The organism is Rhodococcus sp. T2V, from assembly GCF_029269925.1.
Taxonomy (GTDB): domain Bacteria; phylum Actinomycetota; class Actinomycetes; order Mycobacteriales; family Mycobacteriaceae; genus Rhodococcus_F; species Rhodococcus_F koreensis.
This window is the reverse complement of sequence record NZ_JARJBD010000013.1, coordinates 104997-120994: the sequence shown is the minus strand read 5'-3', so window position 1 is coordinate 120994 and position 15998 is coordinate 104997. Positions and strand designations below refer to the sequence as shown.

General features: G+C 69.9%; 15 protein-coding genes. 9 read left to right on the top strand and 6 right to left on the bottom strand.

Annotated features, from left to right (window positions below; translation table 11 throughout):
* The first annotated feature begins 64 nt into the window (after positions 1-64).
* From P3H15_RS14100 to P3H15_RS14075, 6 genes are all read left to right on the top strand, one after another.
* Positions 65-439, top strand: coding sequence for a polyketide cyclase / dehydrase and lipid transport (locus tag P3H15_RS14100; RefSeq protein WP_276137795.1), 375 nt, complete (start codon positions 65-67; stop codon positions 437-439).
* Between the two features lie 151 nt (positions 440-590).
* The gene (locus P3H15_RS14095; protein ID WP_072945427.1) at positions 591-1028 is read left to right on the top strand and encodes an SRPBCC family protein; all 438 of its coding nucleotides are present in this window, start codon (positions 591-593) and stop codon (positions 1026-1028) included.
* Positions 1025-2266: an ArsA family ATPase gene (locus P3H15_RS14090; RefSeq protein WP_276137828.1), complete on the top strand. Its 1242-nt coding sequence runs from the start codon at positions 1025-1027 to the stop codon at positions 2264-2266. Before P3H15_RS14095 ends, P3H15_RS14090 begins: the two co-directional genes overlap by 4 nt.
* Positions 2263-2661: a hypothetical protein gene (locus tag P3H15_RS14085; protein ID WP_276137794.1), complete on the top strand. Its 399-nt coding sequence runs from the start codon at positions 2263-2265 to the stop codon at positions 2659-2661. Before P3H15_RS14090 ends, P3H15_RS14085 begins: the two co-directional genes overlap by 4 nt.
* Before the next feature lie 52 nt (positions 2662-2713).
* Positions 2714-3727 carry an ROK family protein gene (locus P3H15_RS14080; protein WP_276137793.1) on the top strand — a complete coding sequence of 338 codons (1014 nt, stop codon included), beginning with the start codon at positions 2714-2716 and terminating at the stop codon, positions 3725-3727.
* A gap of 130 nt (positions 3728-3857) precedes the next feature.
* Positions 3858-4628, top strand: a complete 771-nt coding sequence (locus P3H15_RS14075; protein ID WP_276137827.1) for a 1-acyl-sn-glycerol-3-phosphate acyltransferase — start codon at positions 3858-3860, stop codon at positions 4626-4628.
* 13 nt (positions 4629-4641) lie between these two features.
* Here P3H15_RS14075 and P3H15_RS14070 read toward each other — a convergent pair whose 3' ends face one another.
* On the bottom strand, positions 4642-5964 hold the full coding sequence (locus P3H15_RS14070; RefSeq protein WP_276137792.1) for a glycosyltransferase 87 family protein: 1323 nt from the start codon (positions 5962-5964) through the stop codon (positions 4642-4644).
* Between the two features lie 67 nt (positions 5965-6031).
* Between P3H15_RS14070 and P3H15_RS14065 the strand changes: the two genes are divergently transcribed.
* Positions 6032-6523 (top strand): polyadenylate-specific 3'-exoribonuclease AS, encoded by a 492-nt coding sequence (locus P3H15_RS14065; RefSeq protein WP_276137791.1) that lies wholly within the window; start codon positions 6032-6034, stop codon positions 6521-6523.
* A gap of 42 nt (positions 6524-6565) precedes the next feature.
* The gene (locus P3H15_RS14060; RefSeq protein ID WP_276137790.1) at positions 6566-7951 is read left to right on the top strand and encodes a class II 3-deoxy-7-phosphoheptulonate synthase; all 1386 of its coding nucleotides are present in this window, start codon (positions 6566-6568) and stop codon (positions 7949-7951) included.
* A gap of 41 nt (positions 7952-7992) precedes the next feature.
* Here P3H15_RS14060 and pknB read toward each other — a convergent pair whose 3' ends face one another.
* The gene (gene pknB, locus P3H15_RS14055; protein WP_276137789.1) at positions 7993-10011 is read right to left on the bottom strand and encodes a Stk1 family PASTA domain-containing Ser/Thr kinase; all 2019 of its coding nucleotides are present in this window, start codon (positions 10009-10011) and stop codon (positions 7993-7995) included.
* 110 nt (positions 10012-10121) lie between these two features.
* Here pknB and P3H15_RS14050 point away from each other — a divergent pair, with 110 nt between their 5' ends.
* A complete protein-coding gene (locus tag P3H15_RS14050; protein WP_276137788.1) occupies positions 10122-10490 on the top strand; it encodes an Rv2175c family DNA-binding protein in 369 nt (122 codons plus the stop codon).
* Positions 10491-10497: 7 nt separating this feature from the next.
* Here P3H15_RS14050 and P3H15_RS14045 read toward each other — a convergent pair whose 3' ends face one another.
* From P3H15_RS14045 to P3H15_RS14030, 4 genes are all read right to left on the bottom strand, one after another.
* Complete coding sequence (locus P3H15_RS14045) at positions 10498-11433, bottom strand: phytoene/squalene synthase family protein (protein WP_276137787.1); 936 nt, start codon at positions 11431-11433, stop codon at positions 10498-10500.
* Between the two features lie 7 nt (positions 11434-11440).
* On the bottom strand, positions 11441-13045 hold the full coding sequence (locus tag P3H15_RS14040) for an alpha-(1->6)-mannopyranosyltransferase A (protein WP_276137786.1): 1605 nt from the start codon (positions 13043-13045) through the stop codon (positions 11441-11443).
* Positions 13046-13166: 121 nt separating this feature from the next.
* Entirely contained in the window at positions 13167-14765 is a 1599-nt protein-coding gene (gene crtI / locus P3H15_RS14035; RefSeq protein ID WP_276137785.1) for a phytoene desaturase family protein, read from the bottom strand.
* Between the two features lie 8 nt (positions 14766-14773).
* Positions 14774-15991, bottom strand: coding sequence for a polyprenyl synthetase family protein (locus tag P3H15_RS14030; RefSeq protein ID WP_276137784.1), 1218 nt, complete (start codon positions 15989-15991; stop codon positions 14774-14776).
* Positions 15992-15998: the final 7 nt, after the last annotated feature.

Genomic DNA, 15998 nt, shown 5'->3' with positions numbered 1-15998 from the left:
GTCAGAGGCCTGCTCGCGGGGCACCGCGGAACCGCGCCGAGGGCAATATGTGAAGCTTGTCGCCGTGAGCAGCATTCAGGTCGCAGACCAGACGTTCATCGCGGCCCCACCGCAGCAGGTCGCGGCGGCGATCGCCCCGCCTGCCCGCTGGCGCCGGTGGTGGCCCGACCTCACCCTCGCCGTCCGCGAGGACCGCGTCGAAAAGGGCATCCGCTGGACCGTGGCCGGACCCCTCACCGGGACGATGGAAGTATGGCTCGAGCCGGTGCTGGACGGAGCGATCGTGCACTACTTCCTCCACGCCGAACCGGCGCGCAGCGAGCCCGCCCCGGATCTGGCCGCCCTGAACCGTCGCAGGCGGGTCGAGGGCAAGGTGATGTCTTTCGAGGTGAAGAAGGAACTCGAGGCCGGTCGCGCAGCGGGAGAACCGCCGTCCTGAGCCCGTTCCGGCCGTCACGGCGGGGTCGGCATTGTGTCCGGGCGCCGGAATCGTGTGTGATAGTCGGGCACCACACAGACATACGGAACCGGTAACGGCGTGGCCCCGCGATCGACGACGGGTCGGCCAGGCGAAAGGAAGCGTTCACTCCATGCCCGAGAGGACCAAGAGGTCGATCAGTATCGAGGCGCCGCCCGCCCGGGTGATGGATGTGATCGCCGACTTCGACGCGTACCCCGCGTGGGTGGCAGCCGCGAAGTCCGTCGAGGTCATGGAACCCGGAAAGAACGGCCGCGCCGACCGGGTGCGGTTCGTGCTCGACGCGGGCATGGTCAAGGACACGTACGTTCTCCGTTACGACTGGGCGCCCGACGGCAAGTCGGTCAGCTGGGAACTCGAGTCCGGTGAGATCCAGAAGTCCCAGTTCGGTTCGTACGTCCTCGAGGACGAGCCGGACGGCGGCACCACCGTCACGTACGAGCTCACCGTCGACCTCACCATTCCGATGATCGGCCTGTTCAAGCGCAAGGCGGAGAAGGCGATCACCGACACCGCGCTCAAGGAACTCAAGAAGCGGGTGGAAGGCTGAGCAGCGAGGGCCGTGCCGGACCTGCGCGGGTCCAGTTCTTCGTGGGGAAGGGGGGCGTCGGTAAGACGACGCTCGCGGCCGCGACGGCACAGGCGGCGGCCGAGTCCGGGAACCGGACGCTCCTCGTCTCGCTCGACCAGGCGCATTCCCTCGCTGACGTGGTCGGGATCGCCGCCGCCCGTGACGTCGTGTCCGTGACGGACACCCTCGATGTCCTCGAACTCGACACCCTCACGTTGCTCGAGAACAGATTCCGCAGCCTGGCAGCGGTTCTCGCGGCCGCAGGCACGCACGACCACGGCGCTCAGTTGTCCGCGCTCGAACCGGAGGAGCTGACCGGGCTTCCCGGCGTGCAGGACGTACTCGGGCTGGGCGAGATCGTCCGGTTCGCCACCGAGGGTGACTACGACGCCGTCGTGGTCGACTGCCCGCCCACGGCGGATTGCCTCCGGACATTGGCCGCTCCCGCGATGACTCTGGACTACCTCGAACGGGTGTGGCCGCAGCACCGCCGGATCGCCGCGCTGCTGGGTTCGGACCCCCGCCTCGTCATGCTGGTGTCGCTGATCGAACAGGTCGTGTCCGCGGTCGGCAAGGTCCGGGAGTTGCTCGCGAACCGCGCGAAAACCACTGTGCGACTGGTGACGACACCGGAGCGGGTGGTGCTGACGGAGACCCGGCGCACCGTCGCGGTGGCCGCGCTGTCCGGCCTGCGCATCGACGCGATCCTCGTGAACAACCTTCTGCCGCACTTCGATTCGCCGGCAGGACATGACGATCCCGGTGTGGCATGGTTGATCAGGCGGCGTGCCCTGCAGCAGCGGGTGCTCGCCGAGCTCACCGCCTCCGCGGGCACCACGGTGATCCTCTCGGTCACCCGGTCGGTGACGGAGCCGGTAGGGTGGGCCGATCTCGGCGGTATCGCCAGGGAGTTGTACGCCGACGACACGGACGCGGTTGCGGTGTTGGGGAAGAACCCGCCTGCGGTGCGGGTGGGGCTGGAATCGGGGGCCGGTGTGGATTCTGTGTACACGATGCGGATGTATCTGCCGCTCGTGAACCCGTCGACCCTCACGTTGGGTCGAGTGGAGGACGACTTGGTCGTGGGAGCGGAAGGGGTGCGCCGCCGGGTGCGCCTCGCCTCGGTCCTGCGCCGGTGCGTCGTCGCGGGCGCAGAACTCGACGGAAGCGATCTGGTCGTGCGCTTCACGCCCGACCCCCAGGTGTGGCCGGTATGAACGACGACCACGCGCAGCTGCTGGCGGAGCTGCGGGCGCTGGCCGAGACCGCCCTGGACCGTCTCGAGCCGATCCTCCAGCGCGCGGCGGCGCCGCACGCCGCGGCGGACGCTGCGGGAACAGACCCCGGCACCGGTCAGTGGTCGGGATGCACGTGGTGCCCGGTGTGCGCGCTCGCGGCCCTGATCCGCGGCGAGCAGCACGACCTCGTGACCCTGCTCGCCGGCCAGGCGTCCGTGCTGATCGCCGTGCTGCGGCAGATCCTCGACGAGCACACCGATCACGACCCCTCGGGCCCCGGCGCGCCGGAACCGGGTCCGGGCGACGGCGGCGGAACGCCCGAACCGGACGGCGGCCCCGCGTTCGAACCGATCACCGTCACCGTCAAGCGCTGACGGTGCCCGCCACCGGCCGGATCGGCGGACTCGTGCACGTCGGCGATCCGGCATGGGCACAATCATCTTCATGAGCACAGGCACGGGCAGCGATCGCACCCCCGGCTCGGCGCTGACCATCGGCATCGACGTGGGTGGAACGAGCATCCGTGCGTCGGTGGTCGACTCGGCCGGCGAGGTGCTCGACTCGCTCCAGTCGCCGACCCCGGCGTCGGCGACGGCCCTGGAGAACGGCCTGGACCGGGCGGTGCGGGAACTGTCCGCGCGGCACGACGTCGCCGCGGTGGGGCTGGCGGTCGCCGGGTTCATCACCCCCGACCACACCACGGTGCGGTTCGCGCCGCATCTGCCGTGGGTCGGGGCGCCCGTCGGCCGGGACCTGGGGCAGCGCCTCGGTCTGCCGGTGATCCTCGAGCACGACGTGAATGCCGCGGCCTGGGCCGAGCACCGGTTCGGTGCGGCGGCGGGCGGCCGGAACGTGGTGATGCTCGCGATCGGCACGGGCATCGGCGCGGCGCTCCTCGCCGATGGCCGGCTGTACCGCGGCAGCCACGGCGTCGCACCCGAACTCGGGCACATCCAGGTCGTTCCCGGCGGTCGCCCGTGTGCGTGCGGCAAACACGGCTGCTGGGAGCGGTATTGCAGCGGGACGGCCCTCGTCGACACCGCGATCGAACTTCTGGCCGCGGATCCGGCGACGTCGACCGTCCTCGCGCGGGAGGTGGCGGTCGATCCCGGGGTGCTCACGGGCAGGAGGATCGCCGGCGCCGCACAGGACGGCGATCCGCTCGCGCTGGAGACGATGCGGGACTTCGCCCGGTGGCTCGGGGTCGGCCTGGCTCTCATCGGTGACGTGTACGACCCGGATCTCGTCGTCATCGCCGGCGGAGTCGCGAGTTCGTCGGCGCTGTTCATCGACGAGGCCCGCGAGCACTATGCGGCGCTGACGACGGGCGCCGGGCACCGGCCGCTGGCCCGGATCCGGCCGACCCAGCTGGGGGAGGCGGCGGGCATGATCGGGGCGGCGGAACTCGCGCGGGCGGTCCTGCCCGATCGGGTGGGTTGACGCCCGGCCGATCGCTGTAAACCCGCAGAGTGTGATGTTGTGCGGGCCCCCCGGCCGTGTGTAGCGACCCTCACCCACCCGAAGTAGAGTCGAGCCGAACGAAGCTTGGGTTGTGAACGGGAGGGACGCCATGTGGTACTGGCTCTTCAAGTACGTGTTTTTGGGGCCGGTTCTCTGGGGGTTGGGCAGACCGACCGTGGAGGGTACGGAGAACATTCCGGCGGAGGGCGGTGCCATTCTGGCGAGTAACCATCAGGCCGTGCTGGATTCGTTCTTCCTGCCGCTGAGAGTGCCGCGGAGGATCACTTTTCTCGCCAAGAGCGAGTATTTCACCGGGACGGGACTCAAGGGCGCGTTCCAGCGCTGGTTCTTCTCGGTGGTCGGCCAGGTGCCGATCGACCGGACGGGCGCCGACGCCGCGCAGGACGCTTTGAACGCCGGCTTGCGCGTCCTCGCGCAGGGCAAGCTGCTCGGCATCTACCCGGAGGGCACCCGGTCGCCCGACGGCCGGCTGTACAAGGGCAAGACGGGTCTGGCGCGCATGGCGCTCGAGTCCGGTGTGAAGGTCATCCCGGTCGCGATGATCGGAACGGAGAAGGTCAACCCGATCGGCTCCCGCGTGTGGCGTCCCGCAAAGGTCACCATCCGCGTCGGCGAGCCCATCGACTTCTCGCGTTTCGAGGGGATGGGTGGCAACCGGTTCGTCGAGCGGGCCGTCACCGACGAGGTCATGTACAAGCTGATGAAGCTGTCGGGTCAGGAATACGTCGACATCTACGCGGCCACGCTGAAGAAGAAGGCCCCCGCCGCGGACGGTTCCGCACCGGCTCCGGTGGCCGGAGTGGCACCGGCGAACGATGCGAGCACCGTCACGCGACTGCCGGATACCCGGGCGAGCTGATCGCCCCGACCTCTCAGCCGACGGGGACGGTCAGATCGTCGGAGTTCTCCGACCGATCGTCCTCGTCGGGCTGCGTGGGCCGGGTGCGGAACGCGACGATCGCGACCAGCACAACGGCGAGCCCCCACCACACGTACGACGCCGCCAGGAACTGATCCCACAGATTCCAGTGGGTTCCGCTCCAGCGTCCCACTCCGAGCTTCCAGTGCGCGGCGAGCTTGACGACGACGACGCCGACCACGGCCGTGACCGCCAGGGCGACATTCTGTCGTCGGTAGGCGAGGACGCCGAGCACGAGGACGACCGGCACCGACCACACCCAGTGATGCGACCAGGACACGGGGGAGACGAGCAACCCGAGGACGGCGTTGAGTCCCAGCGCGAGCGCCGTCTCACCGGCCCGCAGCGCCCGCACCATTGCGACGATCACCAGCGCGAGAACCGCGACGCTCAGCAGCAGCCAGATCGGGGTGCGCATCCCGTCGCTCAGACCGAGCCGGGCCAGCACGCCGGTGATGCTCTGGTTCGCGGGATACGCCGGTGTGCCGATCCGATCGGAATCGAAGAGCGTCTGCGTCCAATAGGTGACGGAATCGTTCCACGTCGCGATCGCGCCCACCGCGCTGAACGCAAGGAAACTGACCGCGGTGACGACGGCGGAGCGAAAGTCTTTGCGCACCAGGAAATACAGGATGAACACGGCCGGTGTCAGCTTCACCGCCGCGGCGAGGCCGATCAGCAGTCCGCGGGGCCACGGCGTCTTCTTCGGCAGGCAGTCCGCCGCGACCAGCAGCATCAGCAGAATGTTGATCTGCCCGTAGTCCAGGGTCGACGAGACCGGTTCGAGGGCCATCGCCACCGCGAGCGCTCCGAGCGCCGTCCACACCAGCGTGCGGCGTGGTGCGATGCCCAGCGAGTCGAGTGTGACGACGAGGACGCCGAACAGGGCTATCAGCGACAACACCGTCACCACGGTCCCGGCCGTCGCCAGCGACACCGTCGAAAGCGGACTGAACACGACCGCGGCCAGCGGCGGGTACGTGAACGGCAGGAAGTTGCCCATCTGGGTGGCAGGCATCGACCCGTACAGCGTCGGGCCGTGCAGGAACACCGAACCGCCCAGGCGGTAGACGTCGAGGTCGAGCCGGTAGTAGAAGCCGAAGTCCCGCAGACCGGGTAGTCCGAGCAGGTTGTAGGCGAATCCGACGGCGAGCCCGGCGAGCACGAGGACGCGGATCACGAGACCGCCGGCCCGGAGGTGCACGGGCACCCGCGGCCGGTCGAGCGGGTCCGCGACAGGGGCGGCGGACTGTCGACCGTCGGAGCGTGCGCTCACCGAGGCCTCCTTCACGAGGTAGGGGTGGATCCGGATGACGCCGACGGGTGAGGCATAGTTTGCGGGCGTGCGTTACTTCTACGACTGCGAGTTCATCGAGGATGGTCGCACGATCGACCTGGTGTCGATCGGGGTGGTCGCAGAGGACGGACGTGAATTCTACGCGGTGTCCACCGAGTTCGATCCCGACCGTGCGGGCAAGTGGGTGCGCAGGAACGTGCTGCCGAAGCTGCCGCAGCCGTCGTCGCCCCTCTGGAAGAGCCGCGCCCGCATTCGCGACGACCTCTACGCGTTCCTGATTCCCCGGTCCGGCATCGTCCCCGAACTGTGGGCGTGGGTGGCCGCCTACGACCACGTCGCGCTCTGCCAGCTGTGGGGTGACATGACGGAGCTGCCGCAGACGCTGCCCCGGTACACCCGCGAACTCCGGCAGTACTGGGAGGAGCACGGCAGCCCGGCGCTCCCACCTGCACCGGGCGACGCTCACGACGCACTCGCCGACGCCCGGCACAACCTGGCGAAGTTCGAGGCAGTTCAGGCGGCACGGTCACTCCGGTGACCTGACTCGCCATCGCTCCGGTCGAGCGAATATCCTGTATGGGTGAACTGGACTGTCGACGTGCCGATCGACCGCTTGCCCGAACTCCCGCCGCTGCCCACCGAGATGCGTGAGCGCCTCGACGCAGCGCTGGCCAAGCCCGCTGCCCAGCAGCCGCAATGGCCAGAAGGTCAGGCCGCCGCGATGCGGACCGTCCTCGAGAGTGTGCCCCCGATCACGGTGGCCAGCGAGGTCGTGGCCCTGCAGGAGAAGCTGGCCCAGGTCGCGCGCGGCGAGGCGTTCCTCCTCCAGGGCGGTGACTGCGCCGAGACGTTCGCGGACAACACCGAGCCGCACATCAAGGGCAACATCCGCACCCTGCTGCAGATGGCCGTCGTCCTGACGTACGGTGCGAGCCTGCCCGTCGTCAAGGTCGCGCGCATCGCCGGTCAGTACGCGAAGCCGCGGTCGTCGAACGTCGACGCCCTGGGGCTGCAGTCGTACCGCGGCGACATGGTCAACTCTCTCGTCGCGGACGAGGCCGTGCGCGCCCACGACCCGTCGCGGCTCGTGCGGGCGTACGCGAATGCCAGCGCCGCGATGAACCTGGTCCGCGCACTCACCGGTGCGGGCATGGCCGACCTGCACAAGGTGCACGACTGGAACCGCGAATTCGTGTCCTCCTCGCCTGCCGGGGCCCGCTACGAGGCACTCGCCGCGGAGATCGACCGTGGGCTGCAGTTCATGAACGCCTGCGGTGTCACCGATCCCAGCCTGCACCACGCGCAGATCTTCGCCAGCCACGAGGCGCTCGTCCTCGACTACGAGCGCGCGATGCTGCGCCTCGACAACGACGACGACCACGCCAAGCTGTACGACCTGTCCGCCCACTTCCTGTGGATCGGCGACCGCACCCGTCAGCTCGACGGAGCGCACATCGCGTTCGCCGAACTCGTGTCGAACCCGATCGGCCTGAAGATCGGTCCGAGCACCACTCCGGAGATGGCGGTCGAATACGTCGAACGCCTCGACCCCACCAACAAGCCGGGCCGGCTCACCCTCATCTCGCGCATGGGCAACAACAAGGTCCGCGACCTGCTGCCGCCCATCATCGAGAAGGTGCAGGCCACCGGTCACCAGGTGATCTGGCAGTGCGACCCGATGCACGGCAACACGCACGAGGCGTCCACCGGCTACAAGACCCGTCACTTCGACCGCATCGTCGACGAGGTCCAGGGATTCTTCGAGGTCCACAACGGTCTCGGCACCTACCCCGGTGGCATCCACGTCGAACTCACCGGTGAGAACGTCACCGAATGTCTCGGCGGCGCGCAGGACATCTCCGACCTCGACCTGTCCGGTCGCTACGAGACGGCGTGCGACCCCCGCCTCAACACCCAGCAGTCGCTGGAACTGGCGTTCCTCGTCGCGGAGATGCTGCGCGGCTGACCGCCCGCATCGGAGACCCTCACTGCCCTGCTCCCGCGGGGTCAGGGCAGTGAGACCAGGGTGACCGTGCTCCCGGGTTTCACCAGATCGCCGCTGCCCGGGTTCTGGCCGATGACCAGTGACCTGTCGGTGTCGGTCACCTGACGCACCTTCACGTCGAGTCCGAGACGGCTCAGCTCGTCGCGTGCGGATCCGACGGTCCGCCCCAGCATGGACGGCAACCGCACCGCATTCGACACACTCAACGTCACGCTGGTGCCCGCATTGACAGTGGTGCCCGCCTTCGGGCTGGTGGCGATCGCGTCCCCGGCGGCGACGTTCCGGTCGAAGTCGGTCGTGGTGTCCTGCACGACGATGCCGACCGCCTCGAGCGACGCGCGTGCCTCGGCCTCCGACATGCCCTTCACGTCGGGAACATCCACCGGCGGCGCACCTTTGCTGACGATCAGTTTGACCGTGGAACCGGTCGCGAGTTCCGTGCCCGGCGCCGGGTCGAGCGCGGCCACCGCGCCGATCGGGACCTTCGCGCTGAACGCCTGACCGCCGTCCACCGGGGTGAACGTGCGGTTCCGCAGTTCCTGCTCGATCCCCGCGCGTTCGCCGCCCGCCGGCAGCGGCGGGACGGTCGGCCTGCCCAGGGACACGAGCAGGGCCACCGTGCCGTCCCGGGAGATTCGCGAACCACCCGTCGGATCGGTGCCCAGCACCGTGTCGAGCGCCGCCGTGTCCGAATACTGCCCGCGGATCTCCGTCGACAGACCGGCCGCTTCGATCGCCGTCACCGCCGCACCCCGCGACAGACCGTCGGTGGTCGGGACCGCGGTGAACCGGCCCGAACCCATCCACCAGCCACCGAAACCCACCGCCAGGGCGAGCATCAGGATCACGAGCAGCCACACGATCGTGGTCCGGCGCGACCGCTGCCGTTCGGCGGCGAAGTCCGGGTAGTGGTAGCCGTCGTCGGTTTCGTCGTCCACCGCGAACGGCGGTTCGTCCATCGGTGGCCGCGGAGTCTGGGTGGTGACGACCCTCGTGTGCTGCAGGCCGGGCTGTGCAGGCAGCGGGCTGGGTGGGGACAGCGGCGCGGCGGGCGGAAGGTGCACCGTCGGCGGTGCGACGGGGCCCGGCGGCGCGGTCAGGGGAGGAGCGCTCGCGGCGGCCGCGGCGCTCAGGTGCTGCGCCGAGCGTCGCGGGGCGGGCACCCGGTACGCGGGCAGGTCGAGCGCCGCCGCGATGCCGCGCAACGCCGAACCCATCTGCGCGGCGTCGGCGAAGCGGTGCGACGGCTCCCGGTGCGTGGCCTCCGCGACGAGTTCGTCGAACTCGGGCGGCACACCCGCGATGTACGAACCCGGCCGCGGGACGTCCTGATTGATCCGCTGATACGCCACGGACAACGACGTGTCCCCGGTGAACGGGGTCCGTCCGGTGAGGAGTTCGAACAGCAGGACACCGGTGGAGTAGACATCACTGCGGGTGTCGGCGATCCCCGACGTCACCTGCTCCGGCGACAGATACGCCGCCGTGCCGAGAATCACACTGTTCGACGTGGTGTTCGACGCCGCGGCCGCCCGCACCAGACCGAAATCCGCGATCTTCACCTCACCGCCGTCGGAGATCAGGATGTTCTCCGGTTTGACGTCGCGGTGCACGAGACCCGCCCGGTGGGCGACGGCGAGCGCGTCGAGAACCGGCCCCACGACCGCGGCCACCGCGTGCGGCGGCATCGGCCCGCGTTCCCGCAGGAGTTCGCGCAGTGTTCCGCCGTCGACCAGTTCCATCACCAGGAACGCGTGATCGCGGTCGTGTCCCTGGTCGTACACGGCGACCAGGGAAGGGTGCTTGAGTCGCGCGACCGAGCGGGCCTCGAACTCGAATCGGGTCACGAACGCCGGATCGGCCGCGAACTGCGGATCCATCACCTTGATGGCCACCGGACGGTCGAGACGCGTGTCGAGCCCCCTGTACACGGTGGACATGCCGCCACGCGCGATCGTGGCATCCACCCGATAGCGCCGGTCGAGCAGCTCGCCGATCAAACGTTGACCTCCATCGTGCACAGTGTCCGTTCCCCCGTCAGTGCGCGCAGCCCGGCCACGCGCCTCTCAATCGTAGCCAGCGACACCGACCGGTAGCGCCACGCCGGACGCGACCAGATAACGTTAGGGGAGTGAGTGCCATCCCTTACTGTGACGATGTCCTGGACCCTTCCGTCTCGCTCCTCCAGCTGGTGGACGTCGCGAAGAACCTCGGTGTGGCCGTCACCCGCGTGCAGCAGCTTCTGCGGGATCAGCAGTTGATCGCCGTGCGCCGCGACGGCGTCCTCGGCGTCCCCGAACTCTTCTTCGACGAGACCGGTGAGACCGTCAAATGGCTGCCCGGACTCATCGCGGTGCTGCACGACGGCGGATTCAAGGACGAGGAAATCCTGCAGTGGCTGTTCCGTGAGGACGACAGCCTGCCGGGCACGCCCGTCCAGGCCCTGCACGGTCACCTCGCGCGCGAAGTGATCCGCCGCGCCCAGGCCATGGGATTCTGACCGCCGGTCACCACATCCGGCCGCGGGCGGGCACCGCGAGCCGGGCGAACTGAGGAATCGCCGTCGCCCACCGGTTCCTCCGCGGAACGGTGGCGCGCCGGTCGAGAACCCGGTACCCGCCACGTTCGATCTCGTCGAGGATGCGTGAGTACAGCACGAACGCCGTCCGGATGCCGGGTTGGACGCGTCGATCCAGCATCGCGATGCCCGGTTCCGCGTCCCGGTACACCGACCGGGTGACCGCGATCAGGTGGGCGAGCGCCCGCACGATGCGTTGGTCCGTCGCGCCGCGGCGTCGGCTGTGCGCGAGAAGTTCGGTGTCGACCCCGAACGCGGCCAGCTCCTCGGCCGGGAGATAGACCCGGCCCCGATCCAGGTCCTCGCCGACGTCGCGAAGGAAATTGGTCAGCTGGAACGCCTCCCCGAGGGCCGCGGCGTGCGGTTCGGCGCCGGGCCCGGTGGTGCCGAGGACGGGCAGCATCTGCAATCCGATCACGACGGCCGACCCGTACATGTACGTGCGGAGCTCGGTCAGACTGCCGTAGTCGGCCCGGTGCTCCGGAGTGCCCGGAACGTCCATCCGCATCGAGTTCAGGAACGCGAAGAAGTAGTCGTGGGGGATGGCGAAGTCCGCCACGGTGTCGAGGAACGCGGGAAGGACCCGCCGCATCTGCGCTGAGCAGGCGGTGTCACCGACGGCGTGCTTGTCCGCGAAGCCGCGCCGCAGCACCGCGTCGATCCGGTCGAGTTCGGCGGCGCACTCCCCGGCGGTCCGGCCGGGATCGACGTCCACGAGGTCGTCGACCGTGCGGGCGAACCCGTAGAGGGCGTGCACGGCGGCCTGGCGGCGCTCAGGAAGCAACCGGGTGGCCAGGTGGTACGTGCGTCCGTGCTCTGCCGTCACCGCGCCGCAGTACCGGTAACTCTCGGACAGCGCGGTCATCGACCGGTCATTCGAGGCCGTGCGACGACGCAGCACCTGCGAGGTCGGAGGTGCGCTCTTCCCCAACGGGCCGGGGTGCGCGCAGCCGCAGCGGGTCGACCGTGCGCAGCGACACCGCCGCCACGACCGCGGCGAACGTCGCGAGCATCACGTGCGCCAACGTGTAGAGCCCGATCGACCCGTCCGGCTGGAAGACCAGCATCAACCAGGTGGACAACCCGACGAGGATCATCAGGGTCCGCGTCGACAACGCGAAGCCGGCCGCGATGGCGATCGGCCACGAGTAGTACCACGGCAGCGCCGCGGGCGACAGGATCACGATCGCGACCAGGACGATGAGGATCCCGAGGATCGCATCCCGCTCGGTCTTCCGGTACCGCCACCAGGCGGCGAGCACGATCGCGACGAGGGCCACCGCACAGATCGGGCGGGTGACGGCCAGGACCTCGCCCAGCCGCAGGTCCGCGAACCACGACGTTCCGACCGTCACGAAGTGGGCGAGGATCGTCGGCAGCGACAACCAGTTGATGATCTTGTTCGAACCGGACAGCGCCGTCATCCAGCCGAGCCCGACACCGGCGACGGCCGATGCGGCGGCGAAGACGACCACGAACACGGCGAATCCCGCGCCTGCGGTCTTCGCGAACGACGCGAGCGGCGATGAGGGTGTGCGCCCTTCCGCCTCGGCCCTCTCCTTCTCGTGGAGCATCCAGATCCACACCATGAACGGGAGCGCGGCGCCCGCGGTCGCCTTGATCGCGACCGCCACCGCGACGAGCGCGATGCCGGCCAGATGGCGACGTTCGAGGACGAGCGCGATGCCGGCGATCATCAGGCCGACCATCAGCAGTTCGTTGTGGACACCGCCGATGAGGTGGACGAGGACCAGCGGATTGAGCACGGCGAGCCACAGCGCGATGGCCGGGTTACCGCCGAGGTGCCGCGCGAGGTGCGGGACGCCCCAGACCATCAGCGCGAGCCCCGGCAGCATCGTCACGCGCAGCAGCATCGTCCCGGCGATCACGTTGTCGCCGGTGATCGCCGTGATGCCCTGACTGAGCAGCAGGAACAGCGGACCGTACGGCGCGGTGGTGGTGGTCCACACGTTGCTGACGTTGTCGAGGAGAATCCCGGGGTTGACCACCGGGCCGACAGCGTAGGGGTCGAACCCGTCACGCAGCAGCGCGCCCTGCGCCAGGTAGGAGTACGCGTCCCGGCTGAACATCGGCACGGCCAGCAGCAGCGGCGCCGTCCACACCGGAACGACCATCCGCAACTGCCGGAGCGTGACGTCGCCGCCGAGCGTGGCGCGGCCCAGCCGCACCCACGCCGTGATCATCGCGACGACACCCACCCAGACGATGACGGTCGACAGGATCTGCCCGTGACCGAACCGGAGCCACGACAGGTGCATCGCCTCGAGCAGCGGGTCCTCGCGGCGGACGCTGCCCGCGCCGAAACCGCCGAACGTGATCATCACGGCGCCCACGAAACCGAGGAGCGCGGCGTGCCCCTCCGGGCTGCGGAGGAAGTCGGCCGTGGCCTGGGGCCACGACCGCTGCGGCGTGGTCGTCGCAGCGGCGACGGTCGCCTGCCGGGCAGAGGACGTCATGAGTGCAGATTCCTCCCCCGAGGTGAGTTCGGTTGCGGTCGGTGCGCTCGTCGTCGCGCGCTTCGCATGGTCGAGGAACCAGTTTAATTGCTGCCGGCACCAGTTCTCGCCACGCCTCGCCCTATCCTCCCGCACTTCGTGCTTTCGAGTGCAATTCCGCACTTCGTGCTCGTATCGGCCCGGTGATGCGTGCGGCCGAGAGTTTCCCCGACAGCAGGACCGTAGGAACGCCGACACCGGGCACGGTTCCGGAACCGGCGAGGACGACGTTGTCGAGGCCCCGGACCAGGTTGGGGCGCCGGAACGGTCCCGTCTGCCGGAACACGTGCGCTGCCGCGAAGGGACTGCCCGCCGCCATGCCTTTCCCGAGCCAGGTCAGCGGAGTGTCGACGTGGTCGATGGTGAAATGCTCCGCGATCCCGCTGTAGCCGCGCTTCTCGAGTTCGCGCAGCAGTTCGGTCACGTACGGGCCGGTCAGCGAGGACCACTCCAGCGGCGCGCTGTGCAGGTTGGGGCAGGGAGCCAGCACCGACAGCGGTTCCGAGGCGGTGCCCGCGCGGTCCACGGCGAGGCCCGGGTCCGACACGGCGGGCCGGGTGATCAGCAGCGACGGGTCGGTCATCAGCCGTCCGCGTCCCCGGCGTGCGGTGATCTCCGCGAACGTCCGCTTCCACGCGTGACCGAAGTCGATGGTGTGGTGCCGCTGGGCGGCCCACCCCGATGCGACCGCGGTCGGGACGGTCCCGTGCAGGACCACGGCGGACGGCGACACCCGCACCCGGCGGGGGGTCCGGCGGGTCACCGGGCGCAGCAGCGCGTCGACGACGGCCGTGTCGGGGGTGAGCACCAGCGCGTCGCAGTCGATGCGGTCACCCGCAGACGTGACGACGGCGCCGACGCGATCACCGGTTCGCTCGAGTGCCGCGACCTCGGTGCCGAACCGGATCTCCCCACCCGCGGTGGTGAGGGCGTCGGCGAGGGCGAGCGCGATCGATCGCATCCCGCCCCGGGGGAAGTAGACGCCGAGCGAGGTGTCCATGTGGGCGATCGCGCCGTACACCGCGAGGGCGTCGGCGGGGGCGACGCCGGCGTACAGCGCCTGGAACGTGAAGATCCGGCGCAGTCGCGGATCGGTGATCGTCCGGTCGACCCGGGCGCCGAGGCGGCCGAATCCGCCCAGCGCGGTGAGCCTCAGCAGATCCTTCGCGGCCTCACGGGACGAGACGAGATCCAGCGGCGAGTCGAAGTTCGCGTCCATGAAGCGGTGGTACTCGGCGTCGAAGATCCTGCCGAGCCAGCGCCGCAGCCGCAGGTACCGGGCCGACTCGTCCGGCCCGCACACCCGGCCGACCTCGGCGGCCATCGCGTCGGGATCGGAGTGGACGTCGAGCGAGGAACCGTCCGCGAACCGCGCGTGATACGCCGGGGCCAGCCGTTCGAGGACCAGCGGCGGGCAGGTCGACGTGAAATCCGCGCCGACGGCGGCGAGCGCCTCGCCGACCAGTTCGGGCATCGTGAGGACGGTCGCGCCGTTGTCGATGTCGTAGCCGGGACCGCGGTAGGTGCCGACCCGGCCGCCCGGTGACGACTCCCGTTCGAGGACGGTGACGCGGCGGCCCGATCCGGTGAGGTGCAGGGCGGCGGAGAGACCGGCGAGGCCCGCGCCGACGACCACGACGTGATCGGTGCGGCCGGGAACCGTCCGGAGCGCGCGAGCCACCGCGGACCTCAGTAGTCGCGGCGCGTCGCGGCGACGGCCATCTCGGTGAGTTGCTGCTTCGCCGCGGTGGTGGCGGTGCTCGTCTCCAGTGTGGACAGCGCGTTCGCGACGAGATCCTCGATCTGCTTCTCCACGTCCGCGACCGCGCCGAGCGAGGTGATCGTGTTCCGGAGGGTGTCCACGTCCGAATCCGACAGATCGGTGCCGATGCCCTCGCGGAGCAGGACGGCCGCGGCGGGGTCGCCGGCATCGGCGCGCTGCAGCGACATCGCGAACAGAACGGTGCGCTTGCCCGCCCGCAGGTCGTCGCCCGACGGCTTGCCCGTGACGGCCGGATCCCCGAACACGCCCAGCAGGTCGTCGCGGAGCTGGAAGGCGATACCGATGTCGGTGCCGAATCGGCGGTACGCCGAGACCAGGGTGTCGTCGGCGCCTGCGAGTGCCGCGCCGAGGTGCAGCGGCCGCTCGATGGTGTATGCCGCGGTCTTGTACCGGTTGACCTTCATGGCGGCGTCGATCGACTCGTCCGCCCGGGCCTCGTTGCTGATGTCGAGGAACTGCCCGCCGAGCACCTCGGTGCGCATCGCCGACCACACGGGGGAGATGCGGGCGGAGGCGTCCGGAGTGATGCCCGATTCGCGGATCATGTCGTCGGCCCAGGCCAGCGCGAGGTCGCCGAGAAGGATCGCGACGCCCTCGCCGAAGTGAGCGGAATCACCGCTCCACCGCCCGGTGCGGTGCTGTTCCGCGAACTCGACGTGGACGGTGGGGAACCCGCGGCGCGTCGTGGAGGCGTCGATGATGTCGTCGTGGACCAGGGCGCAGGCCTGCACCAGTTCCAGCGCGGAGCAGGCTCGGAGCACGGGCGCGGCCTCGGGGCCCCGGGCGTCGCCGCCCGCGCCCAGCCAGCCGGTCCACGCGAAGGCCGGACGGACCCGCTTGCCTCCGCGCAGGACGAAGTCCTCGAGCGTCGTCACGGCCTCGCGGTAGCCGCCGCCGACGGCGCCGACCAGGTCCTGCCGGCTGGTGAAGAAGTCGCGCAGCGCACTTTCGACCTCGGCCGCGAGGGCGGAGGGGCGCGTTCCAACGGACAGTGTTGCCTCCAGGATCGAAATTTCGCGTGTGCGCCGAGACCGGCGGCAGGCGTCGACACCACCATAGTGGGCGCTCGTCCGGGAGGCCGGTTGCCCGGATACCGGGTGCCTGCGGAGACGCAGTGGGTGCATTGCGCCG

Coding starts and splice junctions, on each gene's coding strand:
- P3H15_RS14095 (WP_072945427.1), top strand. CDS start 591: ATGCCCGAGAGGACCAAGAGGTCGATCAGTATCGAGGCGCCGCCCGCC.
- P3H15_RS14085 (WP_276137794.1), top strand. CDS start 2,263: ATGAACGACGACCACGCGCAGCTGCTGGCGGAGCTGCGGGCGCTGGCC.
- P3H15_RS14080 (WP_276137793.1), top strand. CDS start 2,714: ATGGGCACAATCATCTTCATGAGCACAGGCACGGGCAGCGATCGCACC.
- P3H15_RS14075 (WP_276137827.1), top strand. CDS start 3,858: ATGTGGTACTGGCTCTTCAAGTACGTGTTTTTGGGGCCGGTTCTCTGG.
- P3H15_RS14045 (WP_276137787.1), bottom strand. CDS start 11,433: ATGACCGCGCTGTCCGAGAGTTACCGGTACTGCGGCGCGGTGACGGCA.
- P3H15_RS14040 (WP_276137786.1), bottom strand. CDS start 13,045: ATGACGTCCTCTGCCCGGCAGGCGACCGTCGCCGCTGCGACGACCACG.
- P3H15_RS14030 (WP_276137784.1), bottom strand. CDS start 15,991: ATGCACCCACTGCGTCTCCGCAGGCACCCGGTATCCGGGCAACCGGCC.